This is a genomic window from Streptomyces sp. NPDC047042 (genome assembly GCF_040644035.1).
Lineage (GTDB): Bacteria > Actinomycetota > Actinomycetes > Streptomycetales > Streptomycetaceae > Streptomyces.
Map to the genome: position 1 here is coordinate 129,366 of NZ_JBEYVP010000024.1, position 25,498 is coordinate 154,863.

Sequence of the window (25,498 nt, forward strand, 5' to 3'; positions counted from 1 at the left end):
TCCCTTGCAATACTCTGGCCCAACTCTGACACGCAGCGGTTGACACGGGCAGCTCAACCACTGTGGGTCATGTGCGAGCGCAGTGCTGATGCAGTGCGTTACCGATGCAGGGATCAGGTGAGCGCGGGCTCCGCCTGGCGTGCGTCGATGCTCTCGAGAAGCGAGTCGTGAGAAGCGGCAGCCGTCAGCGCGTCGTTCTCCGCCTGGATACGTCCGAGCTCGGATTCCAGGTCCTGGACGCGCTGCTGGAGCCGTCGCATCTCGGCGAGGAGTCGCGGGTCGGAGCCGCCGACGTAACCGAGAAGCGCCTTTGCCATGATGGATGGTCCTCCACACTGAGTGACCGACCGAAGCGGTGTGGGTCGTGAGGGAATCGCACCCGCGATGCTTGGCACTATGGAGTTCTTGCTGGCCTTCGTGCTGCCGTTCTTACATGCCAAACAGCTAAGGTGCGCGGGGCTTTCAGCGTCTCACCAAAAAGTTTGACGGTCAACACGATCACGCCCCGTATTGGCGGGCGGCCCGGGGGCGCGCGGCCCCTGGCGGGCGGCGCTGCGGCTCCTGCGGGTCCCGAGGACGTGGCGACAAGCGGTTTCTGCGGAGCCTGCCATGACCTGCGCTTCTTGGCAACCACCTGCCCGTTTCTGCTGTGGACAGGTGCGCCTGGCATGTCCTGGGGCCGCCGCCTGGGCCGCTTTACAGAACCGGCTCAGCGGATGGCGAAGCCGTCGTAGATGCGGCGAGGTGTGTCCCAGATCTCGGTGACACCGTCCACGCGGCCGGGCGTGTCGTCACCGCGCAGCCAGTCGAGGAGTCCCTCGCAGCCCTCACGCGTGCCCTCCGCGACCACTTGCACACGCCCGTCGTCCAAATTGAGAGCAAAACCACTCAGGCCCCCGATCTCCAGGGCCCGCGCCCGCGTGAACCAGCGGAAACCCACGCCCTGGACGCGTCCCCGCACCCAGACGACCAGTCGTACATCCTCGTTCATGGATGCACGCTAACGAACCAATGTCTCTCTGAGCACTTCCTCCTCTTGCGCCATGGGGTACCGTCCCCACCCAACGAATCTCATATGAAACTCACTCGATCGAGTGAGTAACCCTGACCGCACGGATGACCGCACGGACGAGGAAGGCCACAACATGGGACGCCACCGACGCTCCGCCGCCGGAAGCGCCACCAAGGGTCGCGCCACGGGGGTCACGGAACCATACGATTCGGACACGGGAAGTCACGGATCCGGCCACGGGCCGTACGACTCCCCGGTCCCGCACACGCCCCACACCGCGTACAGCACGCTGTGGGAGGACGCGCCCACGACGGTTGGCATCGCCCCGTATCTGCACCCCGAGGCCGAGACCGACGCCTACGCGAGAAGTGACGCCTACCTCTTCGCCCCGGACAGCCCCGGCACCCACTCGGCGTTCGACGGTGACGGCCCGCTCGACGGTCGGGCCGCCGGCGGCAGCCGCCGACGCCGCAAGAAGCGCTCGTCCATGCCGGTCCGCACAGGCCTGCTCGGCGTCTCGGCCGCGGTCGCCCTGGGTACCGTCGCGGTCGCCACGGGTGTGCTGCCCGGCGGCGACAAGTACACGATCGGCGGTGGCGGCAGCGGCGACAAGGTGCAGGCCGCGGACAGCCCGACGAACGACGAGATACAGCAGGGCGGTACGTCCGGGAACGCCGACGACAACCGCGAGAGCGGCACGTCGACGAGCCGCGACGCGAATCGCGACACCTCGGCCCCGTCCTCGTCGGCCTCCTCCTCGCCGTCCGCGTCCCCCTCCCCCTCGCAGTCCACCGCGTCGGCGACCCCGGCGACCAAGGCTCCGCCGAAGAAGGCGGCGGTCACGCCCACCGAGGCACAGAAGGCGACGCCCACACCGACACCGACACCCACTCCGTCGAACTCCAAGGCGAAGCAGCAGTCCTCGGCACCGATCACGGTGTCCGCGCAGGCCGCCGCCGAGGCGGAGGTGCTCAAGCTCGTCAACGAGGAGCGGGCGAAGGTCGGCTGCAGCGCGGTGTCGGCGAACAGCGCGCTGCAGGATCTGGCGGAGGCGTTCAGCGCGGACATGGCCGCCCGGGACTTCTTCGACCACACCGACCCCGACGGCCTCTCCCCCTGGGACCGGGCGGACAAGGCCGGCATCACCGACCTCGGCGGCGAGAACATCGCCCGGGGCCAGGCGGACGCGGCCGCGGTGATGGAGGCCTGGATGAACAGCCCCGGCCACAAGGCGAACATCCTGAACTGCGACTTCAAGACGCTGGGAGTGGGTGTCCACTTCGGCTCGGGCGGCCCCTGGTGGACCCAGGACTTCGGCTACTGATCCGGTAACCGGGGCCCGGCCCTCGGCGCGACCTGAAGATTGCACTAACTACCGGTTAGCGCAATCTTCAGGTCAGCGCTGCCCTGGCGTACCCTGGGGTCATGATGAACACCATGGAGGAGCAGCACCTCCCCTACGACGTGTTCGCCAAGGCCTGCCCGTCACGCGGCACGCTGGAGCACGTCACCGGCCGCTGGGGGGCGCTCACACTCGGCGCCCTGCAGGAAGGCTCGCTCCGCTTCAACGAGCTGCGTCGCCGTGTCGACGGCGTGAGCGAGAAGATGCTCTCCCAGACCCTCCAGGCCCTGGAGCGCGACGGCCTGGTCCATCGCGAGGCCCAGCCGACGAACCCGCCCCGCGTGGACTACGAGCTGACCCCGCTGGGCCATGAGATCGCCGAACGCCTCCTGGCGCTCATCCACTTCGTGGAGGGCCGCATGGACTCCGTACTGGAAGCACGGATGAGGTACGACGAGACGCGTAGCGCCCGCCGGTAGCGACCGCCCGTCGCCTACGGCGAAGGACGCGGCGCCCGCTGGCACTTCGGGCAGAAGTAGCTGGACCGGTTCATCCAGGGGCGGCGGAACATCGGCGTCCCACAGCGTTTGCAGGGCAGCCCCTCACGCCCGTAGGCGTCGAGGGAGCGGTCGAAGTACCCCGATTCGCCGTTGACGTTGACATACAGACTGTCGAAGCTGGTTCCGCCCACGGCCAGCGCCGCGTTCATCACATCCCGTACGTGGCCGAGGAGTTCGGCCGTGCGGGGACGGGTGAATCCCGCGGTCGGACGTTCGTAGTGGACGCGGGAACGCCAAAGGGCCTCGTCCGCGTAGATGTTGCCGACGCCGCTGATCAACGACTGGTCGAGCAGGGCCCGTTTGATGGTCGTGCGCTTCCGGCGCAGCGCCTGGTGGAAGGCCTCGTCGTCGAACAGCGGGTCGAGGGGGTCGCGCGCGATGTGGGCGATGACGTCGGGCAGTCCGTCGGGGGTGTTGTCGTGCAACGACAGTCCGCCGAAGGTGCGTTGGTCGACGAAGCGCAGCTCGGTGGAGAGGTCGTCGGCGAACCGGACGCGAATCCGCAGATGCTTCTCGTCGGCGGCCTCGTGCGGCTGCACCAGCAGCTGCCCACTCATCCCGAGATGCGCGAGCACCGACTGCCCGGTGTCCTCCAACGGCAGCCACAGATACTTCCCGCGCCGACTGGGCGTACCGACGCGATGCCCTTTGAGCCGATGCGCGAAGTCATCGGGCCCGGCGACATGCCGCCGCACGGCCCGAGGATGCAGCACCTCGGCGTCGGCAACGGTTCGATGGGCCACCCACCGGGCCAGTCCCCGCCGCACGACTTCGACTTCTGGCAACTCAGGCAACGAACTCCCCCAGGGGCGACGGGCCGCTTTTCGGGGCGCGGGGAACTGCGCGACAAGCCACAACGCGCCCGCAGCCGACCGACAAGCAAAGAAACACCAGTGCCGTCCCCCCAGGGACAGACACTGGTGCACGCAAAACAAAACCTCAGGCAGACGTGGAGGAAGACGCCTCGGCGTCCTCCTCGACAGACACCGCGGCCTCGGCCGCGACCTCCGCCACAGCCTCCGCCGCAGCGACCTTGGCCCGCTCATCCGCATCCGCGCGGATGGAACGCCAGGCCGATTCAGCGGCCTGCTGCTCCGCCTCCTTCTTGCTGCGGCCGGTGCCGGTGCCGTACGAGACGCCTCCGACGCGGGCGGCAGCTGTGAAGGTCTTCTCGTGGTCCGGTCCCGTCTCCGTGACCAGGTACTCGGGGACACCGAGTCCCTCGGTCGCGGTGAGCTCCTGGAGACTGGTCTTCCAGTCCAGGCCGGCACCGAGGTTCGAGGACTTCTCGATCAGCGGGTCGAAGAGACGGTGGACGAGTTCGCCCGCCGCGTCGAGACCCTGGTCGAGATACACAGCGCCGATCACCGCTTCGAGGGTGTCGGCGAGGATGGACGCCTTGTCCCGCCCGCCCGTGCCCTCTTCGCCCCGGCCGAGCCGGATGAAGGAGCCGAGTTCGAGCCCGCGGCCCACCTCCGCGAGCGCACGAGAATTGACCACCGCGGCCCGCAGCTTGGCCAACTGGCCTTCTGGGAGGTCGGGGTGGGTGCGGTACAGCGTGTCGGTGACCACCAGGCCGAGCACGGAGTCCCCGAGGAACTCCAGCCGTTCGTTGGTGGGCAGACCGCCGTTCTCGTACGCGTACGAACGGTGGGTCAGTGCACGCACCAGAAGGGCGGACTCGAGCTGGTAGCCGAGCCGCCCTTCCAGAAGCGTGTGGGACGAGGCCGTGTCCGCCTTTTTCTTGGCGGTCGAGTCCGCCTGGGCGTCAGACATGGAGCCTCTCACCGGCCGCTCAGACCTCGAGGACCTGGCGCTTGTTGTAAGTGCCGCAAGACGGGCACGCGATGTGCTGCAGCTTGGGCTCGTGGCAGCGCTCGCACGCAACCAGGGTGGGGACCGCAGCCTTCCACTGCGACCGGCGGTGGCGCGTGTTGCTGCGCGACATCTTCCGCTTCGGAACAGCCACGGCTACTTCTCCTGCTTCTCGTCGACGCCCGCTTCCGCTTCGGCGCCGCTGATCTCGTCCTTCTCGCCGGGTTCGAGTGAACCTGCGAGTCCCTGCAGTGCCGCCCAACGGATGTCGACGGCGTCATGGTGGTGGCCCGGTTCGTCCGCCAGCCGGGCCCCGCACTCGGAGCACAGACCGGGACAGTCGTCCTGGCACACCGGCTGCATCGGCAGTGCGAGCACCACCGCATCACGCAGCACGGGTTCGAGGTCGAACAAGCCGTCCTCGATGAAGAGCATGTCCTCGTCTTCCTCGGCGTCGTCGGCCGGCTCCGCTGTCACGCGGCCCCGGTCGTCGGCGTCAGGGTACGAGAACATCTCCTGGAATTCCGCTTCGAGCTCCTGCTCGAGCGGCTCCAGACACCTTACGCACTCCCCCTTGGCCCGTGCACGGGCGGTGCCTGTGACAAGCACACCTTCCATGACCGACTCCAGACGGAGTTCGAGCTCCACCGGCGCGCCTTCCGGCACTCCGATGACTCCCCGGATACCGAAATCCTTGGGAGCGTCGATCTCACGGGTCAGGCGCTGCAGCGCGCCAGGACGCCGCCCCAGCTCGTGTGTGTCGAACACAAGAGGGTTGCGGTGGTCGAGGCGGGCGTTCAGAGCCATTCCTGCTTTCGATCTTCAGTGCTCAGCTGCTCGTCTTCCGGGCAGCGTTGATCGCCGAGGTACATGCGACCGAAGAGCCAGGATACTGGACCTTCCGCCCACGGCCCAATCCGGCCCCGGTGCGGGCGTTACTGCCCGCCGCGCCCCTGCTCGTAGGCGCGCAGCTGCTCGGCGCTGATCATGCTGGTGTCGAAGAGACTGGTCTCGTCGAGGGCGTGCGGCTGCTGCTGCTCGGGCTGGGCGTACCCCTGCTGGCCCTGGGCGGGGTCGTAGGCGGCCTGTGAGCCGTCGTAGCCCTGGTAGGCGTAGGGGTCGGCCGACTGGTAGCCGTACGGGTCCTGCTGCTGGGCGTACGCCTGCTGGTAGCCGCCGTAGGGGTCGGCGGGCTGCTGGTAGCCGTACTGGTCCTGCTGGCCGTACTGCTGCTGGGCCGGGATCTCCGCCGCGCGGGGCTGCTGCGCGGGGGTGTCCGAGATGGCGGCGAGGTCGGCCAGGTAGTCGGCGTCGCTGGTGTGCTGCCTGGGGTTGCCGTCGTCGTCCTGGGCGAGGGCGCCGAGGTCGTCGGTGGCGATACGGCCGTGCAGGGTCTGCCGGCCGCGGCCGACCGCCTCCAGGGTCTTGGCGAGGACCGCCTCGAAGGCGCCGAGCTTCACGTCGACGTATTTGTCGGCGTTGAGGCGCAGGGTCTCGGGGTCGAGGCTGCGCTCGGGGGCGTCCTCGTCCTCGTATCCCTGGTCGTCGAGGCCTGGGCCGGTGCCGAGCAGCTTCTCGCGGCCCCGGCCGACCGAGCCGAGGGTCTTGGTGAGGACGACCTCGAAGTTGGCGAGCTTGGAGTCGACGTAGTCGTCGGCCTCGGCGCGGACGTCCTCGGCCTCCTTGCGGGCCTCGGCGAGGATGCGGTCGGCCTCGTTCTGGGAGCGGCGGGCGACCTCCGTGTCGGAGATCAGGGAGCCGCGCTCGTCGTGCGCGGTCCGGATGATGCGGTCGGCCTCCTGGCGGGCCTGCTCGACCAGCTGTTCCCGGTCGCCGATCAGCTCCTGCGCCTGGGCGAGGGAGCCGGGCAGTGCCGCGCGCACCTCTTCCAGCATCGCGAGCAGTTCGGCGCGGTTGACCACGCACGAGGCCGACATGGGCATCGACCGGGCACTGGAGACCGAGGAGACGATCTCGTCGAGCTTCTTCTGCACGTCCACCGTGTGCTCGCCACTCTCTACAGCTGTGATGAAGACGGACGGGTCGACTGTACGACTCCTGCCGACCCGCCCGACACCGAGTGACGGTTTGTCAGTCCTTCTTGAGGCGTTCGTCGAGGGCTGCCAGGACGAGTGGCGGCACGAGGTGGGAGACGTCCCCGCCCCAGGCGGCGACCTCCTTGACGAGGGAGGAGGAGAGGAAGCTGTAGGTGGGGTTGGTCGGCACGAAGAGCGTCTCGACGCCGGACAGCCCGTTGTTCATCTGGGCCATCTGGAGTTCGTAGTCGAAGTCGCTGACAGCGCGCAGGCCCTTGACGATGGCCGGGATCTCGCGCTGCTTGCAGAAGTCGACGAGGAGGCCGTGGAAGGACTCCACCCGCACGTTCCCGAACTCGGCGGTGACCTGGCGGATCAGGTCGATCCGTTCGTCGACCTCGAAGAGGCCCTTCTTGGATTTGTTGATCATGACCGCGACATAGACCTCGTCGTACAGACGGGAGGCGCGGGAAATGATGTCGAGGTGTCCGTTGGTGATCGGGTCGAACGACCCGGGACAGACGGCGCGGCGCACTAGTGATCCCTCGCTCTCCGGTCCGGTCATCGTGCGTCTTCGCACGTTGAGGCGGCGCGACCGTACCAAAACGTTCCCTCGCCGTAGCGACGGGACCGGAGCGCTTCGAAGCCGTCCGGCCACCGGAATTCACCGCCTCTGGTGCTGCGCTCCACGGTGACGAGGGCTTCGGCCGCGAGCCAGCCCCCGGCCCGGAGTGTGAGCAGGATCTCCCGAAGATCGTCGTCCAGGACGGCGTACGGCGGGTCGAGGAAGACGATGTCGTACGGCTGGGTGGACGCCGTCTGAACGACCTGTTCCGCCTTGCCGGCCCTGACCTCGGCTCCGGGCAGCCCCAGTGCCTTCACGTTCTCGCGGACGACGCGGGCGGCGCGGGCGTCGGCCTCCACGAGCAGGGTGTGGCCGGCGCCGCGGCTGAGCGCCTCCAGGCCGACGGCGCCCGAGCCGGCGTACAGGTCGAGGACGCGTTCGCCGTCCAGGGGGCCGCCGAGGAGGGACTGCCAGGTGGAGAAGAGGGCTTCTCGGGCGCGGTCGGAGGTGGGGCGTGTGCCGGTTCCCTGCGGGACGGCTAGGCGGCGTCCGCCGGCTGTGCCGGCGATCACGCGGGTCATCTGGGGGTCCTTGTTTCGAGGGATGGGGGTGGGTTCAGTCTCGCAGGAGGGGGTGGGGGTGGGATGTGGTGTTGGCGACTGCGGGTCCGGTGGGGGCTTGTCGCGCAGTTCCCCGCGCCCCTGGGCGGCCACGTGGCTCAGCCCTTGTCCAGGTACTGCTCTCGCTCCTCGTCCAGGAGGGCGTCCAGTGCCGTGCGGAGGCCCGGGAGGTTCTCCAGGTCCGGGTCTGCGGCTACGACTGCCGCCGCCTCCTCTCTCGCCTCCGCGATGGTTTCCTCGTCGTCGATGACCGTGAGCATGCGCAGAGAGGTGCGGGCGCCGGACTGGGCCTGGCCCAGGACGTCGCCCTCGCGGCGTTGTTCGAGGTCGATGCGGGACAGTTCGAAGCCGTCGAGGGTCGCGGCCACGGAGTTGAGGCGCTGGCGGGCCGGGCTCGTCTCGGGCATCTCGCTGACCAGGAGGCAGAGGCCGGCGGCCGAGCCACGGCCGACTCGGCCCCGGAGCTGGTGGAGCTGGGAGACGCCGAAACGGTCGGCGTCCATGATCACCATGACGGTGGCGTTGGGCACGTTGACGCCGACCTCGATGACCGTGGTCGCCACCAGGACGTCCGTCTCGCCGGCGGCGAAGCGGCGCATCACGGCGTCCTTGTCGTCGGGGTGCATCCGGCCGTGCAGGATCTCGACCCTGAGCCCCTGGAGCGGGCCCCGGGTGAGTTGCTCGGCCACCTCCACGACGGCCAGCGGCGGGCGCTTCTCGGCCTCGTCCTCGGGGGACTTCTTCTTCCCGGCCTTCTTCGGGTCGTCTTCCTCATCACCGATGCGCGGGCAGACCACGTACGCCTGGTGGCCGTTGCCGACCTCCTCGCGTACTCGCTCCCACGCGCGTGCCAGGAAGTGCGGCTTGTCGGCGGCCGGGACGACATGGCTGGCGATCGGCGAGCGGCCCGCCGGGAGCTGGTCCAGGACGGATGTCTCCAGGTCGCCGAAGACCGTCATGGCGACCGTGCGCGGAATGGGTGTGGCCGTCATGACGAGGAGGTGCGGGGGCTGTTTGCCCTTGCCGCGCAGGGCGTCGCGCTGTTCGACGCCGAAGCGGTGCTGTTCGTCGACGACGACCAGGCCGAGGTCGTGGAACTGGACCTTGTCCTCGATCAGCGCGTGTGTGCCGATCACCAGGCCCGCCTCACCGGTGACGAGGTCGAGCAGGGCCTGTCGGCGGGCGGCGGTGCCCATGGAGCCGGTCAGGAGGACCACCTTGGTGGCCTTGTCGGCGCCGCCGAGCATCCCGCCCTCCGCCAACTCCCCCATCATCTCGGTGATCGACCGGTGATGCTGCTGGGCGAGCACCTCGGTGGGCGCGAGCATCGCGGCCTGCCCGCCCGCGTCGACGACGGCGAGCATGGCGCGCAGGGCCACCATCGTCTTGCCGCTTCCCACCTCTCCCTGGAGCAGCCGGTGCATCGGGTGTTCGGCCGCCAGGTCGTCGAAGATCTCCTTGGAGACCTTCTGCTGGCCCTGGGTGAGGGTGAAGGGCAGTTTCGCGTCGAAGGCGGTGAGCAGGCCGTCCGGGCTCGGTCTGCGCGGGATCGCCGGGAGTTGGGCGTCGGCGTGGCGGCGGCGGGCCAGGGCGACCTGGAGGACGAACGCCTCGTCCCACTTGAGGCGGGTGCGCGCGTCCTCGATGTCCGCCTTGGTGTGCGGGCGGTGGATCTTCAGCAGGGCCTCGGGGAGGGTGGCCAGGCCCCTGCCCTCACGGAGCGAGGGGGGCAGGGGGTCGACGGCGTCCTGGGCGCTGGGCAGGACCGTCTGCACCGACTTGGCGATCTTCCAGGACTCCAGCTTCGCCGTGGCCGGGTACATCGGAATCAGGGCGCCCGCCCAGGAATCGACCGTCTCCGCCGCCTCGTCGGTGTCGCCGCGCAGCAACTCGTACGCCGGATGCGCCAGTTGCAGGCGGCGGTTGAAGACCGACACCTTGCCGGCGAACAGGGCGCGGGTGCCGGGCAGGAGTTCCTTGTGGGGTTTGTGGACTCCGTGGCCGAAGAAGACCAGTTGGAGCCGGCCGCTGCCGTCCGTGATGGTCACTTCGAGGCGCTGGCCCTTGCCCCGGGGGGCTTTCGAGGACGCGAAGGTGTGCAGGCGGGCGTCCGCCACCTGGGCGACCACCGTCACGTGCTCGTCCATGGGGAGTTCGGCCAGTTGGGTGAGCTGGCCCCGCTCCTCGTATCTGCGCGGATAGTGGTGCAGGAGGTCGCCGACGGTGTGCAGGCCGAGATGCTCGGCCATCACCTTCGCGGTGGCGGGGCCGAGCACTGACTTCAGCGGTTGTTTCAGTGGTTCTTCCAGTGCGGGCACGAGATCCATTGCACACCACGCCACTGACATTGCCGTATATGTACTGGGAATCCGCTGGTCAGACGGCTCGTTCCGGGCCTAGGATGGCGCGCCCGGCCATCCCCCGCGGTCACCGCCTCACCGGGACCGCCCGACCCCGCGCCGACGCCAGAACCTGGTCCCCCCTCCGGCGCTGCGACGATGGACTCCCAGACCTCACAGTCATCCCAGGCATCCCAGTCACCGCACACGTTTCAGGTCGACCTGCGCGGCCTCGTGGACCTGCTCTCCCATCACCTCTACTCCAGTCCCCGGGTCTATCTGCGAGAGCTGCTGCAGAACGCCGTGGACGCGATCACCGCCCGGACCGCCGAACAGCCCGACGCCCCCGCGCGGGTACGGCTGTACGCGGAGGGCGGCACCCTGCGGGTCGAGGACTCCGGGGTCGGCCTCACCGAGGCGGACGTGCACAACCTCCTCGCGACCATCGGCCGGAGTTCGAAGCGGTCGGACCCCGGTGGCATCCAGGAAGCGCGCTCGGAGTTCCTCGGCCAGTTCGGCATCGGGCTGCTGGCCTGTTTCGTCGTGGCCGAGCGGATCCGCGTCGTCAGCCGCAGCGCCCGTACGCCGGATGCCCCGCCGGTGGAGTGGACGGCCACGGACGACGGTTCGTACACCGTGCGTACGCTGCCCGGCGAGGCCAGACCCGAACCGGGCACGACCGTGCACCTGGTGGCGCGGCCCGGGGCGGGCGAGTGGCTCACCGAGGAGCGGGTGCTGGCGCTGGCCCGGGATTTCGGGTCGCTGCTGCCGTACGACGTGCGGGTGGGCGACGAGGCGGTCACCGATCTGCCGGCGCCCTGGAACCGTCCGTATCCGTCGCCCGCCACCCGAAGGGTGGCTCTCCAACGGCACTGTCACGACCTGTTCGGGTTCACGCCCCTGGACTCGATCGACCTGGACGTGCCGCTCGCCGGGATCCGCGGGGTGGCGTACGTCCTGCCGTCCTCGGTGAGTCCGGCCCAGCGTGCGAGTCACCGGGTGCATCTGAAGGGCATGCTGCTCACCGAGCGGGCCGAACAGCTGTTGCCCGACTGGGCGTTCTTCGTGCGGTGCGTGCTCGACACCGACAGTCTGCGGCCGACGGCGTCACGCGAGTCGCTGTACGAGGACGAGACGCTGGCCGCCGTACGGGAGGCGCTGGGCGAAAGGATTCGCTCCTGGCTGACCGGGCTCGCCGCCGGGGACCCGGAGCGGCTGGCCGCTTTCTTGTCGGTGCACCACCTGGGAGTCAAGTCCCTGGCCAGGCACGACAAGGAGATGCTGCGCACGATGCTGCCGTGGCTCCCCTTCGAGACGACCGACGGGCAGCTGTCCCTGGAGGAGTTCGCGGGGCGGCACCCGGTGGTGCACTTCACGCGCACCGTGGAGGAGTTCCGGCAGGTCGCGCCCATCGCGTCCGCGCAGGGCGTCGGCGTCGTCAACGGCGGCTACACGTACGACAGTGAGCTGATCGAGGCGCTGCCGTCGGTGCGCCCGGGGACCGCGGTCTCCGAACTGGACGCCGACACCGTGACCGCGCACCTGGACACGGTCGACCCGGCCGAGGAACTGGCCCTGGCGGGCTTCCTGGGGGCCGCGCGCGCCAAACTCGACCCCCTGGGCTGCGATGTCGTCCTGCGCGCCTTCCACCCGCTGTCCGTGCCCGCGCTGCATCTGGACGACCGGGCGGCCCGGCACGAGCAGGCACGCGCGGACGCCGAGGAGCAGGCCGACGACCTGTGGGCCGGCATCCTCGGCTCACTGCGGGGCAGCGCCCCACGCGCGCGTCTGGTGCTCAACCATCTCAACCCGCTGATCCGGAAAATCAGTTCCCTGGACGACCCGGAACTGATCGGCACCGCCACGGAGTCCTTGTACGGGCAGGCTCTGCTCATGGCGCAGCGCCCGCTGCGGCCCGCGGACTCCGCGCTGTTGAACCGTGCGTTCATCGGCCTCCTGGAGTGGGCCACCCACAGCGATCCCACGGAGCCCACGGAGGACGGCCGGCGATGAGCGAGATCAAGGACTTCGACACGCTCCGCGAGGCCATGGCCCTGAACTCGGAGCAGCCGGAGGGCCCGGCCCGCAACGCGCGCGCGGAGCAGCTGCTGGCCGAGGCCGAGAAGCTGAAGATCCCGCTCGCCGTGATCGAGGCGCTGGGCCACCAGCTGAAGGCGTACAACTACAGCTCCGAGAAGGACCGGATGTTCGTCCCCTTCGCGCGTCTGCTGCGCATGTGGGACGAGCGGCCCGAGGACTTCGACGAGTACGAGGCCCACACGCTGCACTGGGTCTTCAAGTGGATGACCACGGGCATGCTGGACCAGCCGCACATCCCGCTGGCCTCCATCGAGAAGTGGCTCGGCGAGATGGAGCACCGCTACCGGCTCGCCGGGCACTCCGAACGGGCCGTGCGCAGCGCCGAGTTCAGTGTGGCCGCCCATGTCGGTGACCTGGCGCGGGCCGAACGGGCGTACGCCGCCTGGCTGGCCGCCGACCGCGACAGCATGGCCGACTGCCACGCCTGCGAACTGCACAGCCAGGGCTGGTGGCAGGCCGAGCGGGGCGCGGACGCCGAGGCGCTGGACCTGTGGCGGCCGGTTTTGGAGGGCGAGTTCACGTGCGCCCACGAACCGCACACCGTCCTGGCGTCGTCCCTGGCGCCTCTGCTGCGCCTGGACCGCCTGGACGAGGCGCGCGCGCATCATCTGCGCGGGTTCCGGCTGGTGCGGCCCATGGAGAGCATGCGGGGCGCGTACGCCGACCACGTGGAGTTCTGCGCGCTGACCGGCAACGAGGCGCGCGGGCTCGAACTTCTCGCGGAGCGTCCGGCGTACTTCACGGACTCGGGGCAGCCGCGCAGCCGGATGGACTATCTGGCCGCGGTGACCCTGCTCATGGACCGGCTGACCGGTCTGGGCATGGGCGAGCAGTCGGTGCCGGGGCCTGCCGGCCGCGCCTGGACCGCCCGCGAACTCGCCGTCCACGCGCGCGAGGAGGCCCTTTCCCTGTCCGCGCGCTTCGACGCGCGCAACGGCACGTCGTACGTCGGCGAGGGCGTACGCGCGCGCATGGACCAGGCTCCCCTGGTGGCCCGGCTGCCGCTGGGCGTACGGGCGGCGCGGGGCGTCCCGGCGCCCCGCAGGGCGCCCGCGGAGTCCACGGTGGTCCCGGAGGCGGCGGGCAGACCGGCCGACTCCCCCGGCGACCTGCCCGCGCTGCTCGCCGACGCGCGCCGGATGTCGGACAGCCTGCTTCCGCACGCGATGGAGGCGTGGGCGGCCGTCTGGCGGGCCGCCGAGGACGTGGAGCTACCGGCGGCCGACCGGGCGGAGATCGTCGATCACAGGGCCATGGAGGGCGGCCCCGAGGGCATCGCGCTCTTCGAGCGGGCCGCCGAGCTGTACGCCGAGGCGGGCGACCCCGGCGAGGCCCTGGCCGCCCGCGCCCGCGCCGCGTACGCGCGTGCCCTGGACGGCGACATCGACGCGGCGCTGACGGCCGTCTCCGAGCCGTACGAGGAGGTCCTCGCGCTCTACTCCGACGAGGGCACGGGCGTACGGCAGGCCGCGGCCGTCCTGATGGGACGCGCCCGCATCCTCATGCGCCAGGTCGAGGAAACCGGCACCGAACAGACCCTGGCCGCCGCCGAGAACGCCGTACGGGAGCTGCTGGCGCTCGTGGACGGCCATGCCGGGGACGATGTGCGCCTCGCCTCACGTGGCGCGGAGGCACAGGCCATGCTCGGCGAACTGGCGACACGCACCGGGGACCTCGCGGGAGCCGTGGAGCTGTTCACCCGCTCCACGGAGGCGTTCGTCGCGGCGGGGCTGCCGTGGTTCGCGGTGGAGTACGAGGCCAGGCTGGCCGGTCTCGCCCACCATCTCGGCGACGTCGCGGGCGCCGAGCGGGCGCTGCGCGGAGCCCTGGAGCACGGCGGGGCGTATCTGGAGGCGGCGGGCCAGGCCCAGCTGAACCTGCAGCTGGCCGAGATCCTCGGGGCACGCGACGAGGTCGCCGAGGCGGCGGACCGCGCCCTGGAGGCGGCGCACTGGGCCGACGAGGCGGGCGAGGGCCCGACCCTGGGCGCCTGGGCCCGGCATCTGCTCGGCGGTTTCCTGCTGCGGCAGGGCCGGTGGGCGGAGGCGGCCGAGGTGCTGGAGTCGGCGCTGCCCGACCTCGGCACCGAGACACACGGTGACGGGGCGGTCGTACAGACCCTGTGGTGGCTCGGTGACTGTCTGGGCGAGCTGGGCGAGCACCGCGAATCGGCCGAACGTCGCCTCAAGGCCGCGGAGATCGCGCGGCACTGGCCCGAGCAGCAGGACCACGCGACCCTCGCCCACCTCGCCGCCGAGTCGCTCGGCCTGGCGGGGCTGCCCGCGGAGGCCGACCAGGCCTACGAGCGCGCCGGCGACCTGTGGGACTCGCTGGGCAATGTGCACGGCCTGGTGCGAGCCCTGCGCGCCCGCGCGTGGCTGGCGCTGCGCATGGAGGCGGGCCTCGACGGGGCCAGGCAACGCATGTCGGACGCGGTCCGCGAGTGCGCGCGGGCCCTGTCCGAGGCGGAGGACCTGGAGTCCCGCGAACGGCTCGGCGCCGAACTGGCCCACACCCACCGCCAGTTCGGCGACCTGCTGGCCCGCTCGGCCGCGGAGGACGCCGAGGACGGCGCGATCGAGGCCGCGTTCGAGTCGGCACTCGCCCAGATGACGAAGGCGATCGCCGTGTTCTCCTCCCTCGGCGAGGAGGGCCTCCACGGCCGCACGGGCGCCGAACTGGCCGCAGGCTGGCTGGAAGCAGACCTGAGCCGCCCCTCGGAAGCGGCGGCACGCGCGCGTGGAGTCCTGAAGGCATACGAAACCTACGACGACTCCGACGAGGAAGCAGAGTCCCGCCGAGCGGAGGCAGAACAGATGCTCCAGCTGATGGAGGAACAGGAAACCGACTAGAACACCATCCAGCCCGTCCGGCGTTTGAGGACGAGGCCCGTTCAGGGCCGAAAGGGGGGCCTGGGGGCACAGCCCCCAGGAACGGGATGGGACGGGTAGGGGCGGCGGGGGCGAAAACCCTCGTTCACTCCACCCCGATGAGCAACAACGCCCCCTGCCGACCCCCCCGATACACCACCGTGTCGACAGCCAGATACCCCTCCCGAACCCGCCCCTCCAGATGCGCCGCAATCGCCTCCGGCGCCTCGTCCCCCAGAACAAGCGTGACCATCTCACCCCCCGCCTGCAGCATCCGGTCGATCACAGCCTCCGCGGTGGCCGTGACATCGGACCCGATCACGGCGACATCGCCGTCGATGAGGCCGAGGACGTCACCGGCCTGACAGATCCCGGCCATCGTCCAGGACTGCCGCTCCGCGACGGCGAGTTCGGCGTACCGAGTCGCCCCCGCCGCGGAGGTCATCGCGACGACGTCCTCGTCGAACCGCCGCTCCGGCTCGTGCACGGCGAGCGCGGCGATGCCCTGGACCGCCGAACGCGTAGGGATCAGAGCGACGCGGATACCCTCCGAGCGGGCCTGTTCGGCCGCCGCCGCGGCGGTGTGCCGCAGGTCGGCGTCGTTGGGCAGCAGCACGATCTCGCGCGCGTGGGCCCGCCGTACGGCCTCGACGAGCTCCCCGCTCGCGGGCGGCTCCCCGGGCCGGGCGAGCACGGTGGTGGCGCCGGCCTCGCCGTACAGCCCGGCGAGGCCCTCCCCCGGCACGACGGCGACGACGGCCCGCTGCACCCGCTCCCGAGCCGGCCGGCCGACGCCGGCGCCGCCGGTGTGCACGTCACCGATCCCGAAGTGCGTGATCCGGATCCGGTGCGGCCGTCCCGCCTCGACGCCCGCCTCCACGGCGGCACCGGCGTCGTCGACGTGGACATGGACGTTCCACAGCCCGTCGCCCCCGACCACCACGAGTGAGTCGCCGAGCCGGTCGAGCCGCTCGCGGAGCCGCGCGACGGCCGCGTCCTCGGCCTCCAGGAGGTAGATGACCTCGAAGGCGGGCCCGGAGGCCGCGTCCGCGCACTCGTCCGGTTCGTCGCCGCCCGGCGCCTCAGCCACCTCCACCCGAGCGGGCACGCGCACGCGTGCGGCCCCCGTGCCTCCCGCGCTCACCCCACCCCCCGGCGCCTCCCCCTTGAACGTCTCCACCAGCGCCGCGAGCACGGTCACCAGCCCCCGCCCGCCCGCGTCGACGACGCCCGCGCGCCCCAGGACGGCCAGCTGCCCCGGGGTGGCCGCCAACGCGGCCGAGGCACCCTCGTACGCGGCTCTGGCCACCGTCCCGCAGTCGCCCTCCACCTCCTTCGCCGCGTCGGCGGCGGCCGAGGCGACCGTGAGGACCGTGCCCTCGACCGGGTGGGCCACCGCCTGCCGGGCCGCGTCGGCCGCGTGCCCCAGGGCCAGGCACAGGCCGGAGCCGTCGATGCCGGCGCTCTCCCCGTCCTCCTCGGCGGCCAGCACCTGGGCCATGCCGCGCAGCAGCTGCGCCAGGATCGTGCCGGAGTTGCCGCGGGCCCCTATCAGCGCCCCGTGCGCCATCGCCCGGGCCGCGTCGGCGAGCGTCGGCATCCCGGCGGTGCCCTCCGCTCCCGTCCCGGTGCCGTGCCCGGCGAAGGCCGCCTCGACGGCCGCGCACGCCGACTCCAGCGTCAGATACAGATTGGTGCCGGTGTCCCCGTCGGCGACGGGGTAGACATTGATCGCGTCGATCTCCTCGCGCGCCCGCCCGAGCGCGGCCAGCGCGAGTGCGCACCAGGTGCGTACCGCGAGAGCATCGAAGAATGTCTGCGGCACCTGCGGCACCTGCGCCTCCTTGAGCTGCTGGACGTGGCACGCAGCGTAGACCCCGAGGTGGATCACGGGTGAATGGCGGGTGGCCCGGGGCCGGGAGCGGGGCCCTGAGCAGCCATGGTAGTTTCGTTGTACTGGCGCAGTCGTTGTATGCTGCTCCGGTTGCCCGATCGAGACGACCATCCATGATGGTCTTCCACATCGGGCCTTCCCCTGGCAGCGCCACTCAGATCCTACGATCCTGACCCGGCATGCCGGGATCAACCCGTAAGAGCATCTGAAGTCTTTGGAGTGACCCGTGGCTGCCAACTGCGACGTCTGCGGCAAGGGGCCGGGCTTCGGCAACAACATCTCCCACTCGCACCGCCGTACGCCCCGTCGCTGGAACCCGAACATCCAGCGCGTACGTACCGTGGTCGGTGGGACGCCGAAGCGCGTGAACGCTTGCACCTCGTGCATCAAGGCCGGCAAGGTCTCGCGCTGACGATTCGCTAGCGCGCGGCCACTGCTGGTTCGCTGCTCAGAGCCGGTCCACCTCGGTGGACCGGCTTTTTGCCGTACCCAGGGCTGTACCCAGGGCCGCCTAGGTGCGCCACCGCCACCCGTGGTCCACCGGCCCGATCCCGCCCCCGAGCGCGAACCCGGCCGCGATCGCCCCGGTGACATACTCCTTCGCCGCCGCCACCGCCGCCGGCACCGACCGGCCCTTCGCCAGCTCCGCCGCGACGGCCGACGCCAGCGTGCAGCCCGTACCGTGCGTATGCCGGTTGTCGTGGCGCGGGGCCCGCAGCCAGTGCTCCTCGGACCCGTCCGTGAGCAGGTCCACGGCCTCGCCGGGCAGATGCCCGCCCTTGATCAGCACCCACTGCGGCCCGTACGCCAGCACAGCGGCCGCCGCCTCGCGCAGCTGTCCCTCCGACTCGACCCGTACGCCGGTGAGCTGGGCCACTTCGTCGAGGTTCGGGGTCGCCACCGTCGCCGCCGGCAGCAGCAGTGTCCGTACGGATTCCAGTGCGGACGCGGCCAGCAGCGGATCGCCGTGCTTGGAGACGCCCACCGGGTCGACGACCGTCGGCACGTCCGTCTCCGCGATCAACCCGGCGACCGCCTCGACCAGTTCGGCCGAGGCGAGCATCCCGGTCTTCACCGCGCTCACACCGATGTCGTCGACGACGCTGCGGTACTGGGCCCGCACCGCCTCCACCGGGAGTTCCCAGGCGCCCTGCACGCCGAGGGAGTTCTGCGCGGTGACGGCCGTGAGCACGCTCATGCCGTGCACGCCGAGCGCCAGCATCGTCTTCAGGTCGGCCTGGATCCCGGCGCCGCCGCCGGAGTCGGAGCCCGCGACCGTCAGGACGCGCACGGGGGCGGTCACGACTCGATGTCCGCGAAGTGGTCCCAGCCGCCCTTGCTGGTCCACGGCGCCCCGTCGACCGTCACCTGGGGCAGCGCAGAGGGGTTGAGGACCTCGCCGATCACCTTCCAGCGGGCGGGCAGCTTCACGTCCGGCGGGAAGGTCGCCACGATCGCGTGGTCCTCGCCGCCGGTGAGCACCCACTGCATGGCGTCGACGCCGACGGCCTGCCCGATGTCGTTCATCTGGGAGGGGATGTCGATCGCGCCCGACCTGATGTCGATACGGACCTTGCTGGCCTCCGCGATGTGCCCGAGGTCGGCGATCAGCCCGTCGCTCACATCGCACATGGCGGTCGCGCCGAGGCCGGCCGCCGCCGGGCCCGCGTGGTAGGGCGGCTCGGGTCTGCGGTGGGCCTCGACGAAGGCCCGCGGCGACCGGAAACCCCGCGAGAGCACCGCGTGCCCGGCCGCCGACCAGCCCAGCCAGCCCGTCACGGCGACGACGTCACCGGGCCGGGCGCCGCCCCGGATGACCGGCTCATGGTTGCGCAGATCACCGAGTGCGGTGATCGAGACGACGATCGTGTCCCCCCGTACGACATCGCCGCCGACCACCGCGGCGCCCGCGACCTGGCACTCGTCCCGCAGGCCGTCCATCAGTTCGGTGGGCCAGGTGACCGGGAGTTCGGCGGGGACGACCAGGCCGAGCAGCAGCGCGGTCGGTACGGCGCCCATGGCGGCGATGTCCGCGAGGTTCTGGGCGGCCGCCTTGCGGCCCACGTCGTACGCGGTGGACCAGTCACGGCGGAAGTGCCGCCCCTCGAGGAGGATGTCGGTGCTCGCCACGACCCTGCGGTCGGGCGCGGCGACCACGGCGGCGTCGTCGCCGGGGCCGACCCGGACCGCCGGGGTGGTGGTGAGCCGGGAGGTGAGCTCCCTGATGAGCCCGAACTCCCCCAGTTCGCCCACAGTGCCCTTCATAGTCGTACGTCCCCTTCTGGTGCTGTCGTCCCCGTTGCTGCCCTTGCCCGGTCGCGAGGCCCCGTCGGCCTCTGTACGGTCGAGGTGACCGTCAACCTGTGCTGCCTACGCACCCCGGTGCGGGTACCGCGGTCGCCGAGGGTCTCCCCGAGGCGCGCGGCGACGCGATACCGTGGCGTTCCTTTTCCCCACATGATCCTCGTGGCCGCCCTGGAGGTTCCGTGGTACAGGCGTACATCCTGATCCAGACGGAGGTCGGCAAAGCGTCGACCGTCGCCGAGACGATCAGCAAGATCCCGGGGGTGACCCAGGCCGAGGACGTGACCGGACCGTACGACGTGATCGTGCGCGCGCAGGCCGACACCGTGGACGACCTCGGCCGCATGGTGGTGGCGAAAGTCCAGCAAGTGGACGGCATCACCCGCACTCTGACCTGCCCGGTGGTGCACCTGTAGCCCCCGTCTACCCTGTGCCGGTGAACTTCTTCCGTCCCCGGCCGTTCGCGCTGCCCGTGCTCGCTCTGTTGATCGTCGTCACGGGCTGCTCCTCAGCAGACGACAGCGCCCGAGTCACGGTTCCCGTGCCGGACGGGAAGACCACGAAGCTGTGCCGGAACCTGGACAGGGCGCTGCCGGCGAAGGTGGACGGCCTGAGCCGCGACGACCCCGAGCCCCGGTCCGCGCTGACCGCGGGCTGGGGCAGCCCGGCGATCATACTGCGCTGCGGTGTCGTACGGCCGCGCAAGATGACGGACCCCGAGGTTGCGTTGGGGTCCGATCCGGACGCGGTCGGCGGGGAGGTGAACGGGGTGGGGTGGTTGATGGAGAAACGGGACGACGGGTCGTCCCGGTTCACCACCTCGTCGCGGCTCGCCTATGTGGAACTTACGGTTCCGTCTGGGCGGGACACGTCGGGGGCGCTTGTTGATCTGGCTGCCGCGATCAAGAAGGCGGTTCCTGAAGGGATTGCCAACTAGGCGCCATACGTGACCTGTTGTGTGGTTGGCTGCGGGTCCGTCGTGGCTGATCGCGCCCGCGCGGCGGAGCCGCAGATCAGATACAGCCCCGCGCCCCTGAGGGGGCGCTCTACCTCAGGCCTGTGGAACGGCCCAGCGCCGCCTGGACCAGCCTGTCCACCAGCTCCTGATAGCCGACGCCCGTCGCTTCCCACATCCTCGGGTACATCGAGATCGGGGTGAAGCCCGGCATCGTGTTGATCTCGTTGATGACGAACTCGCCGTCCTCCGTGAGGAAGAAGTCCGCGCGGACCAGGCCCTCGCAGGACGCCGCGTCGAAGGCCTCGACCGCGAGGCGGCGGACCTCCGCCGTCTGGTCCTCGGTGAGGGGGGCCGGGACGATGCCGTCGGCCGAGTCGATGTACTTGGCCTCGAAGTCGTAGAACGCGTGCGACTGCACGGGCGGAATCTCCGCGGGTACGGAGGCACGCGGGCCGTCCTCGAACTCCAGCACCCCGCACTCGATCTCGCGCCCGCGCAGCGCCGCCTCGACGATGATCTTCGGGTCGTGCCGCTGGGCCTCGGCGATCGCCTCGTCGAGGCCGCCCAGCTCGTCGACCTTGGTGATGCCGAACGAGGATCCCGCGCGCGCGGGCTTCACGAACAGCGGCCAGCCGTGCTCGCCGGCGAAGTCGATGATCTTCTTGCGGGCCGACGGCTCGTCGCGCTCCCACTCACGCGGCCGGATCACCACGTACGGGCCCACCTTGAGCCCGAACGAGGTGAACACGCGCTTCATGTACTCCTTGTCCTGGCCGACGGCCGAGGCGAGCACGCCCGCGCCGACGTACGGGACACCGGAGAGCTCCAGCAGGCCCTGGAGGGTGCCGTCCTCGCCGTAGGGGCCGTGCAGGACGGGGAAGACGACGTCCACCTCGCCGAGGGCCTTGGGCACCGATCCCGGTTCGCTGTAGACGACTTCGCGGTTGGCGGGGTCCACGGAGAGCACCACGCCGCCCTCGTCCGACTCGGCGAGCTGGGCGACGTTCGGCGCCTTGCGGTCGACGATCGCCATGCGTTCCGGTTCGTCCGCGGTGAGCGCCCAGCGGCCGTCCTGGGTGATGCCGATCGGCAGGACGTCGTACTTCGTCCGGTCGATGGCACGCAGCACGGCGCCGGCGGTGACCACGGAGATCCCGTGTTCGGAGCTGCGACCGCCGAATACGACGGCCACGCGCGGCTTGCGGGACGGCTGCCCGGGGCTCTGGGGGAGGTTCTCGGTGCTCATATCGGGTTGAGGGTACCCGGTGGTAGGGCGCTGAGTCAGCGCCCGCATACCCCTGTTGCTCAGCGTCGTTCGGGCTTGGCGCTGCGCGACATCAGTTCCTTGAGGGCCACGACGGGTGGCTTGCCCTCGTGCACGATGCCGACGACCGTTTCGGTGATCGGCATGTCGACGCCGTGCCGGCGGGCCAGATCCAGCACGCTCTCGCAGGACTTGACGCCCTCGGCGGTCTGCTTGGTGACCGCGATGGTCTCCTCGAGGGTCATCCCCTTGCCGAGGTTGGTGCCGAAGGTGTGGTTGCGGGAGAGGGGCGAGGAGCAGGTCGCCACCAGGTCGCCCAGGCCCGCGAGGCCCGCGAAGGTGAGCGGGTCGGCGCCCATCGCGAGGCCGAGACGGGCGGTCTCGGCGAGGCCGCGCGTGATGAGCGAGCCCTTCGTGTTGTCGCCGAGCCCCATGCCGTCGGCGATACCGACGGCCAGACCGATCACGTTCTTCACGGCGCCGCCCAGTTCACAGCCGACGACGTCGGTGTTGGTGTACGGGCGGAAGTACGGGGTGTGGCAGACGGTCTGGAGGCGCTGGGCCACGGCGTCGTCCGTGCACGCGACCACCGCCGCGGCCGGCATGCGGGCGGCGATCTCCCGGGCGAGGTTGGGGCCCGTGACGACCGCGATCCGGTCCTGGCCCACCTTGGCGACGTCGTCGATGACCTCGCTCATCCGCATCGCCGATCCGAGTTCGACGCCCTTCATGAGGGAGACGAGGACCGTGTCGGGGGCGAGCAGGGGCGTCCACTCGGCGAGATTCCCGCGCAGGGTCTGCGAGGGGATGCTGAGTATCGTGAAGTCGGCGTCGCGGGCGGCCTCGGCGGGGTCCGTGGTGGCGCGCAGGTTCTCCGGGAGTTCGACGCCCGGGAAGTAGTCCGGGTTCGTCCGGGTGGAGTTGATCGCCTCGGCGAGTTCGGGGCGCCTGGCCCACAGGGTCACCTCGCAGCCGGCGTCCGCGAGCACCATGCCGAAGGCGGTCCCCCACGATCCCGCGCTGAACACCGCCGCCTTGACCGGCTCGCTCACTTGCCCTGCCCTTCTTCCTGAACTTCCCGTGCCTGCACTGCTTCTGCCGCTGCGGCCGCCTCGTGTGCCGCCGCCTGCGCGTCCAGGGCGTCCTGCGCCTCTTCCGCCGCCGTGCGACGCCGCTGCTCGATCCGCTCCTGGCGCGGATCGTACGGAGTCTTCGGGGCCTTCGCGCCGCGAAGCTCCTCCAGCTGGCGGGTGACCGCGGCCATGATGACCTCCGTCGCCTCCCTCAGGAGGTCGGGGCTCATCTCCTTGTCGTAGAACCGCGTCAGGTCCACGGGCGGGCCCGCGAGGACGTGGTGGGTCTTGCGCGGAAGGATGTTGGGCTTCTTCGCGTACGGCGGGAGGAGTTCGTTGGCGCCCCACTGGGCCACCGGGATCACCGGGCACTTGGTCTGCAGGGCGACCCGGGCGGCGCCGGTCTTGCCGGTCATGGGCCACTGGTCCGGGTCACGGGTGATGGTGCCCTCGGGGTAGAACACGACACATTCACCGCGCTCCACGGCGTCGATCGCGGCGCGGAACGCGCTCAGCGCGTCGGTGGTCTCGCGGTAGACCGGGATCTGTCCGGTGTTCCGCATCATGAGACCGCTGAACCCCTTCTTGAAAAGCCCGCTCTTCGCCAGAAAACGCGGAACACGTCCGCTGTTGTACTGGTAGTGCGCGTAGGCGAAGGGATCGGCGTGCGAATTGTGGTTCACCGCGGTGATAAATCCGCCCGCTGCCGGAATGTTCTCCATTCCGCGCCAGTCCCGCTTGATCAGAACCACCAGCGGCGGTTTGCAGATGACCGCAGCAAGGCGGTACCAGAAGCCGATTCTGCGGCGGGGCACGCGGACACCTTCCTCTAAGGCCTGGACCAGGACCTCTGCCGGTCCGCCCGGGGGCCGCACAAGTGTCGCCCCGGGCTTCCGGTCTGTCGAGAACACCGTACGCCCCGGCACCGACACCACCGGATGGGCTTTGATGACAGCCAGGTGACAATGGGGGCGACCGGGCGAGCCCGGACGAGCAGCCGAGGTGGCGAGGGAGGGGCGGAACGCGCGTGCAGTGGACAGTGGTCATACCCCTCAAGCCCCTCGCGCGGGCCAAGAGCAGGCTCGCGGACACCGCGCACGACGGACTCCGCCCCGGTCTCGCCCTGGCCTTCGCACAGGACACGGTGGCGGCGGCGCTCGCCTGCCCTGCGGTCCGCGATGTGGCAGTCGTCACCAACGACGACCTGGCGGCCCGCGAACTGGCCGCACTGGGCGCGGCGATCGTCCCCGACGAGCCCCTGGGCGGCCTGAACGCCGCTCTGGCGCACGCGGCGACGGTCGTACGGGCGAGGCGGCCCGACAGCGCTGTCGCGGCCCTGAACGCCGATCTGCCGGCGCTGCGCCCCCTGGAGCTGGCCCGCGTCCTGGATGCCGCCGCCGGATTCCCGCGCGCTTTCCTCGCGGACGCGGCCACCGTGGGCACCACTCTGCTGACCGCCCGCCCCGGCCAGGAATTGCTTCCGCATTTCGGCCCGCATTCCCGAAACCGCCATCGCGACTCGGGCGCCGTGGAACTCGGACTCGCCTCGGTGAATTCCGTACGCCAGGACGTGGACACCGGAGACGATCTGCGGGCGGCGCTCGCCCTGGGGGTGGGGGCGCGGACGGCGACCGCCGTCGAGGGTCTGCTGCTCGCGGGCCAGTAGGCTGCCGACATGCAGGCGACCGCGTACACGTACGACGCCGGGACACGCAGCGGCAGTGTGCTGCTCGACGACGGCACCCCCGTTCCCTTCGACGCACCGGCGTTCGACGCGGGCGGGCTGAGGCTGCTGCGGCCCGGGCAGCGGGTGCGCATCGAGGTCGAGGGGAGCGGGAGCGCGGGCGGGGCCGGGGAGGCCCTGCGGATCACGCTCGTCACCCTGCAGACCTTCTGAGCACGTAGCGAACGGGGCCGGACACGCCGCGGGCCGGACTCCCTCGGGGAGTCCGGCCCGGCGCGTTGTGCCCTTGCGCCCTACTTGGTGCGGGCGGTGGCGGCCTTCTTGGCGGTGGTGGTGCGGGCCGCCGACTTGCGGGCCGGAGCCTTGGTGGCCGTCGCCTTCTTGGCCGCCGGGGCCTTCTTGGCGGCGGTCTTCTTCGCCGTGGCGGTGGTCTTCTTGGCCGCCGCGGTCTTCGCGGTGGTCTTCTTGGCCGTGGCCTTCGTCGCCGTCGTCTTCTTCGCCGGCGCCGCCTTCTTGGCCGTCGCGGTCGTCCGCTTCGCCGTCGTCTTCTTGGCGGTGGTGGCCTTCTTCGCCGCGGCCTTCTTGACCGTCGCGGCCGCACCGCCGCCGCTCAGGCTGCCCTTGGGGGCCTTCTTGACCGCGACCTCGCCGCCACGCGGGAGCTTCTTCGAGCCGCTCACCAGGTCCTTGAAGCCCTGGCCCGCACGGAAGCGGGGGACCGAGGTCTTCTTGACCCGAACCCGCTCACCCGTCTGCGGGTTGCGGGCGTAACGGGCCGGACGGTCGACCTTCTCGAACGAACCGAAGCCCGTGACCGAGACCCTGTCCCCGCTGACGGTCGCGCGGACGATGGCGTCCAGGACCGCGTCGACGGCATCGGCGGCCTGCTGGCGGCCACCGACCTTGTCCGCAATGGCTTCTACGAGCTGCGCCTTGTTCACGTCTTCCCCTTCGGAGACATTGCCAGAACGAAAGTGTTCAAGCTTTTTCGCACGTTAGGCAGATATATACCGCAAATCAAACACGAAACGGGCTAATCACCCTTGTGCCGCAACGAACTCG

The 25,498-nt window shown here is 70.6% G+C and carries 26 protein-coding genes; 9 read left to right on the forward strand and 17 right to left on the reverse strand.

The window, feature by feature from the left end; all coding sequences use genetic code 11:
- Nucleotides 1–113: 113 nt before the first annotated feature.
- Nucleotides 114–317, reverse strand: a complete 204-nt coding sequence (locus tag ABZ855_RS27535) for a hypothetical protein (RefSeq protein ID WP_079659246.1) — start codon at nt 315–317, stop codon at nt 114–116.
- Nucleotides 318–709: 392 nt separating this feature from the next.
- Complete coding sequence (locus ABZ855_RS27540) at nt 710–991, reverse strand: acylphosphatase (protein ID WP_319209746.1); 282 nt, start codon at nt 989–991, stop codon at nt 710–712.
- Nucleotides 992–1,145: 154 nt separating this feature from the next.
- On the opposite strand from ABZ855_RS27540, the gene ABZ855_RS27545 reads away from it, so the two are divergent.
- Both ABZ855_RS27545 and ABZ855_RS27550 read left to right on the forward strand, forming a co-directional pair.
- Nucleotides 1,146–2,336, forward strand: a complete 1,191-nt coding sequence (locus ABZ855_RS27545; protein ID WP_360811239.1) for a CAP domain-containing protein — start codon at nt 1,146–1,148, stop codon at nt 2,334–2,336.
- Between the two features lie 104 nt (nt 2,337–2,440).
- Nucleotides 2,441–2,833 carry a helix-turn-helix domain-containing protein gene (locus ABZ855_RS27550; protein WP_360811316.1) on the forward strand — a complete coding sequence of 131 codons (393 nt, stop codon included), beginning with the start codon at nt 2,441–2,443 and terminating at the stop codon, nt 2,831–2,833.
- A gap of 14 nt (nt 2,834–2,847) precedes the next feature.
- Here the strand turns inward: ABZ855_RS27550 and mutM are convergent, their stop codons facing one another.
- The 8 genes from mutM to recG all read right to left on the reverse strand — a co-directional run bounded on the left by mutM (nt 2,848) and on the right by recG (nt 10,277).
- The gene (mutM, locus tag ABZ855_RS27555) at nt 2,848–3,708 is read right to left on the reverse strand and encodes a bifunctional DNA-formamidopyrimidine glycosylase/DNA-(apurinic or apyrimidinic site) lyase (protein ID WP_360811241.1); all 861 of its coding nucleotides are present in this window, start codon (nt 3,706–3,708) and stop codon (nt 2,848–2,850) included.
- Nucleotides 3,709–3,853: 145 nt separating this feature from the next.
- A complete protein-coding gene (gene rnc / locus ABZ855_RS27560) occupies nt 3,854–4,702 on the reverse strand; it encodes a ribonuclease III (RefSeq protein WP_360811243.1) in 849 nt (282 codons plus the stop codon).
- Between the two features lie 7 nt (nt 4,703–4,709).
- Nucleotides 4,710–4,883, reverse strand: coding sequence for a 50S ribosomal protein L32 (gene rpmF, locus ABZ855_RS27565; RefSeq protein ID WP_007493396.1), 174 nt, complete (start codon nt 4,881–4,883; stop codon nt 4,710–4,712).
- 2 nt (nt 4,884–4,885) lie between these two features.
- Nucleotides 4,886–5,536: a YceD family protein gene (locus tag ABZ855_RS27570; RefSeq protein ID WP_360811246.1), complete on the reverse strand. Its 651-nt coding sequence runs from the start codon at nt 5,534–5,536 to the stop codon at nt 4,886–4,888.
- A 128-nt stretch (nt 5,537–5,664) separates the two neighbouring features.
- The gene (locus ABZ855_RS27575; RefSeq protein ID WP_360811248.1) at nt 5,665–6,729 is read right to left on the reverse strand and encodes an ATP synthase F0 subunit B; all 1,065 of its coding nucleotides are present in this window, start codon (nt 6,727–6,729) and stop codon (nt 5,665–5,667) included.
- 91 nt (nt 6,730–6,820) lie between these two features.
- Nucleotides 6,821–7,300 carry a pantetheine-phosphate adenylyltransferase gene (gene coaD / locus ABZ855_RS27580; RefSeq protein WP_360811318.1) on the reverse strand — a complete coding sequence of 160 codons (480 nt, stop codon included), beginning with the start codon at nt 7,298–7,300 and terminating at the stop codon, nt 6,821–6,823.
- A 26-nt stretch (nt 7,301–7,326) separates the two neighbouring features.
- A complete protein-coding gene (rsmD, locus tag ABZ855_RS27585; RefSeq protein ID WP_360811250.1) occupies nt 7,327–7,911 on the reverse strand; it encodes a 16S rRNA (guanine(966)-N(2))-methyltransferase RsmD in 585 nt (194 codons plus the stop codon).
- A gap of 137 nt (nt 7,912–8,048) precedes the next feature.
- Entirely contained in the window at nt 8,049–10,277 is a 2,229-nt protein-coding gene (gene recG / locus ABZ855_RS27590) for an ATP-dependent DNA helicase RecG (RefSeq protein ID WP_360811252.1), read from the reverse strand.
- Nucleotides 10,278–10,448: 171 nt separating this feature from the next.
- On the opposite strand from recG, the gene ABZ855_RS27595 reads away from it, so the two are divergent.
- Both ABZ855_RS27595 and ABZ855_RS27600 read left to right on the forward strand, forming a co-directional pair.
- Nucleotides 10,449–12,302, forward strand: coding sequence for an HSP90 family protein (locus ABZ855_RS27595; RefSeq protein ID WP_360811254.1), 1,854 nt, complete (start codon nt 10,449–10,451; stop codon nt 12,300–12,302).
- Complete coding sequence (locus ABZ855_RS27600; protein WP_360811256.1) at nt 12,299–15,241, forward strand: tetratricopeptide repeat protein; 2,943 nt, start codon at nt 12,299–12,301, stop codon at nt 15,239–15,241. Before ABZ855_RS27595 ends, ABZ855_RS27600 begins: the two co-directional genes overlap by 4 nt.
- Nucleotides 15,242–15,365: 124 nt before the next feature.
- Here the strand turns inward: ABZ855_RS27600 and ABZ855_RS27605 are convergent, their stop codons facing one another.
- Nucleotides 15,366–17,093 carry a DAK2 domain-containing protein gene (locus ABZ855_RS27605; protein ID WP_360811320.1) on the reverse strand — a complete coding sequence of 576 codons (1,728 nt, stop codon included), beginning with the start codon at nt 17,091–17,093 and terminating at the stop codon, nt 15,366–15,368.
- 286 nt (nt 17,094–17,379) lie between these two features.
- On the opposite strand from ABZ855_RS27605, the gene rpmB reads away from it, so the two are divergent.
- Entirely contained in the window at nt 17,380–17,565 is a 186-nt protein-coding gene (rpmB, locus tag ABZ855_RS27610) for a 50S ribosomal protein L28 (protein ID WP_004924906.1), read from the forward strand.
- Nucleotides 17,566–17,664: 99 nt separating this feature from the next.
- Here rpmB and thiD read toward each other — a convergent pair whose 3' ends face one another.
- Together thiD and ABZ855_RS27620 are read right to left on the reverse strand one after the other, a co-directional pair.
- On the reverse strand, nt 17,665–18,456 hold the full coding sequence (thiD, locus tag ABZ855_RS27615; RefSeq protein WP_360811258.1) for a bifunctional hydroxymethylpyrimidine kinase/phosphomethylpyrimidine kinase: 792 nt from the start codon (nt 18,454–18,456) through the stop codon (nt 17,665–17,667).
- Nucleotides 18,453–19,418 (reverse strand): thiamine-phosphate kinase, encoded by a 966-nt coding sequence (locus tag ABZ855_RS27620; RefSeq protein WP_319209716.1) that lies wholly within the window; start codon nt 19,416–19,418, stop codon nt 18,453–18,455. Before ABZ855_RS27620 ends, thiD begins: the two co-directional genes overlap by 4 nt.
- 221 nt (nt 19,419–19,639) lie before the next feature.
- Between ABZ855_RS27620 and ABZ855_RS27625 the strand changes: the two genes are divergently transcribed.
- Nucleotides 19,640–19,873, forward strand: a complete 234-nt coding sequence (locus ABZ855_RS27625) for an Lrp/AsnC ligand binding domain-containing protein (protein WP_006376792.1) — start codon at nt 19,640–19,642, stop codon at nt 19,871–19,873.
- 20 nt (nt 19,874–19,893) lie between these two features.
- Nucleotides 19,894–20,394: a DUF3515 domain-containing protein gene (locus ABZ855_RS27630; protein WP_360811260.1), complete on the forward strand. Its 501-nt coding sequence runs from the start codon at nt 19,894–19,896 to the stop codon at nt 20,392–20,394.
- A gap of 109 nt (nt 20,395–20,503) precedes the next feature.
- Here ABZ855_RS27630 and ABZ855_RS27635 read toward each other — a convergent pair whose 3' ends face one another.
- From ABZ855_RS27635 to ABZ855_RS27645, 3 genes are read right to left on the reverse strand one after another with little or no spacing between them, the layout of a single operon-like run.
- Nucleotides 20,504–21,661, reverse strand: a complete 1,158-nt coding sequence (locus ABZ855_RS27635) for a D-alanine--D-alanine ligase family protein (protein WP_360811262.1) — start codon at nt 21,659–21,661, stop codon at nt 20,504–20,506.
- Nucleotides 21,662–21,720: 59 nt separating this feature from the next.
- Nucleotides 21,721–22,731, reverse strand: coding sequence for an NAD(P)H-dependent glycerol-3-phosphate dehydrogenase (locus ABZ855_RS27640; protein WP_319209707.1), 1,011 nt, complete (start codon nt 22,729–22,731; stop codon nt 21,721–21,723).
- A complete protein-coding gene (locus tag ABZ855_RS27645; protein WP_360811264.1) occupies nt 22,728–23,567 on the reverse strand; it encodes a lysophospholipid acyltransferase family protein in 840 nt (279 codons plus the stop codon). The genes ABZ855_RS27640 and ABZ855_RS27645 overlap by 4 nt, the downstream gene beginning before the upstream one ends.
- Nucleotides 23,568–23,779: 212 nt before the next feature.
- Between ABZ855_RS27645 and cofC the strand changes: the two genes are divergently transcribed.
- Entirely contained in the window at nt 23,780–24,418 is a 639-nt protein-coding gene (gene cofC / locus ABZ855_RS27650) for a 2-phospho-L-lactate guanylyltransferase (protein ID WP_360811266.1), read from the forward strand.
- Nucleotides 24,419–24,427: 9 nt separating this feature from the next.
- On the forward strand, nt 24,428–24,649 hold the full coding sequence (locus ABZ855_RS27655) for a hypothetical protein (protein WP_360811268.1): 222 nt from the start codon (nt 24,428–24,430) through the stop codon (nt 24,647–24,649).
- Nucleotides 24,650–24,729: 80 nt separating this feature from the next.
- Here ABZ855_RS27655 and ABZ855_RS27660 read toward each other — a convergent pair whose 3' ends face one another.
- Nucleotides 24,730–25,377, reverse strand: coding sequence for an HU family DNA-binding protein (locus ABZ855_RS27660; RefSeq protein WP_360811270.1), 648 nt, complete (start codon nt 25,375–25,377; stop codon nt 24,730–24,732).
- Between the last annotated feature and the right edge of the window lie 121 nt (nt 25,378–25,498).

Bases quoted from the DNA above. Each gene is read 5' to 3' on its own strand.
- rsmD (WP_360811250.1), bottom strand. From the start codon at position 7,911: ATGACCCGCGTGATCGCCGGCACAGCCGGCGGACGCCGCCTAGCCGTC.
- ABZ855_RS27545 (WP_360811239.1), top strand. From the start codon at position 1,146: ATGGGACGCCACCGACGCTCCGCCGCCGGAAGCGCCACCAAGGGTCGC.
- ABZ855_RS27600 (WP_360811256.1), top strand. From the start codon at position 12,299: ATGAGCGAGATCAAGGACTTCGACACGCTCCGCGAGGCCATGGCCCTG.
- recG (WP_360811252.1), bottom strand. From the start codon at position 10,277: ATGGATCTCGTGCCCGCACTGGAAGAACCACTGAAACAACCGCTGAAG.
- ABZ855_RS27635 (WP_360811262.1), bottom strand. From the start codon at position 21,661: ATGAGCACCGAGAACCTCCCCCAGAGCCCCGGGCAGCCGTCCCGCAAG.
- ABZ855_RS27595 (WP_360811254.1), top strand. From the start codon at position 10,449: ATGGACTCCCAGACCTCACAGTCATCCCAGGCATCCCAGTCACCGCAC.
- ABZ855_RS27550 (WP_360811316.1), top strand. From the start codon at position 2,441: ATGAACACCATGGAGGAGCAGCACCTCCCCTACGACGTGTTCGCCAAG.
- ABZ855_RS27540 (WP_319209746.1), bottom strand. From the start codon at position 991: ATGAACGAGGATGTACGACTGGTCGTCTGGGTGCGGGGACGCGTCCAG.
- ABZ855_RS27535 (WP_079659246.1), bottom strand. From the start codon at position 317: ATGGCAAAGGCGCTTCTCGGTTACGTCGGCGGCTCCGACCCGCGACTC.
- ABZ855_RS27570 (WP_360811246.1), bottom strand. From the start codon at position 5,536: ATGGCTCTGAACGCCCGCCTCGACCACCGCAACCCTCTTGTGTTCGAC.
- ABZ855_RS27655 (WP_360811268.1), top strand. From the start codon at position 24,428: ATGCAGGCGACCGCGTACACGTACGACGCCGGGACACGCAGCGGCAGT.
- ABZ855_RS27620 (WP_319209716.1), bottom strand. From the start codon at position 19,418: ATGAAGGGCACTGTGGGCGAACTGGGGGAGTTCGGGCTCATCAGGGAG.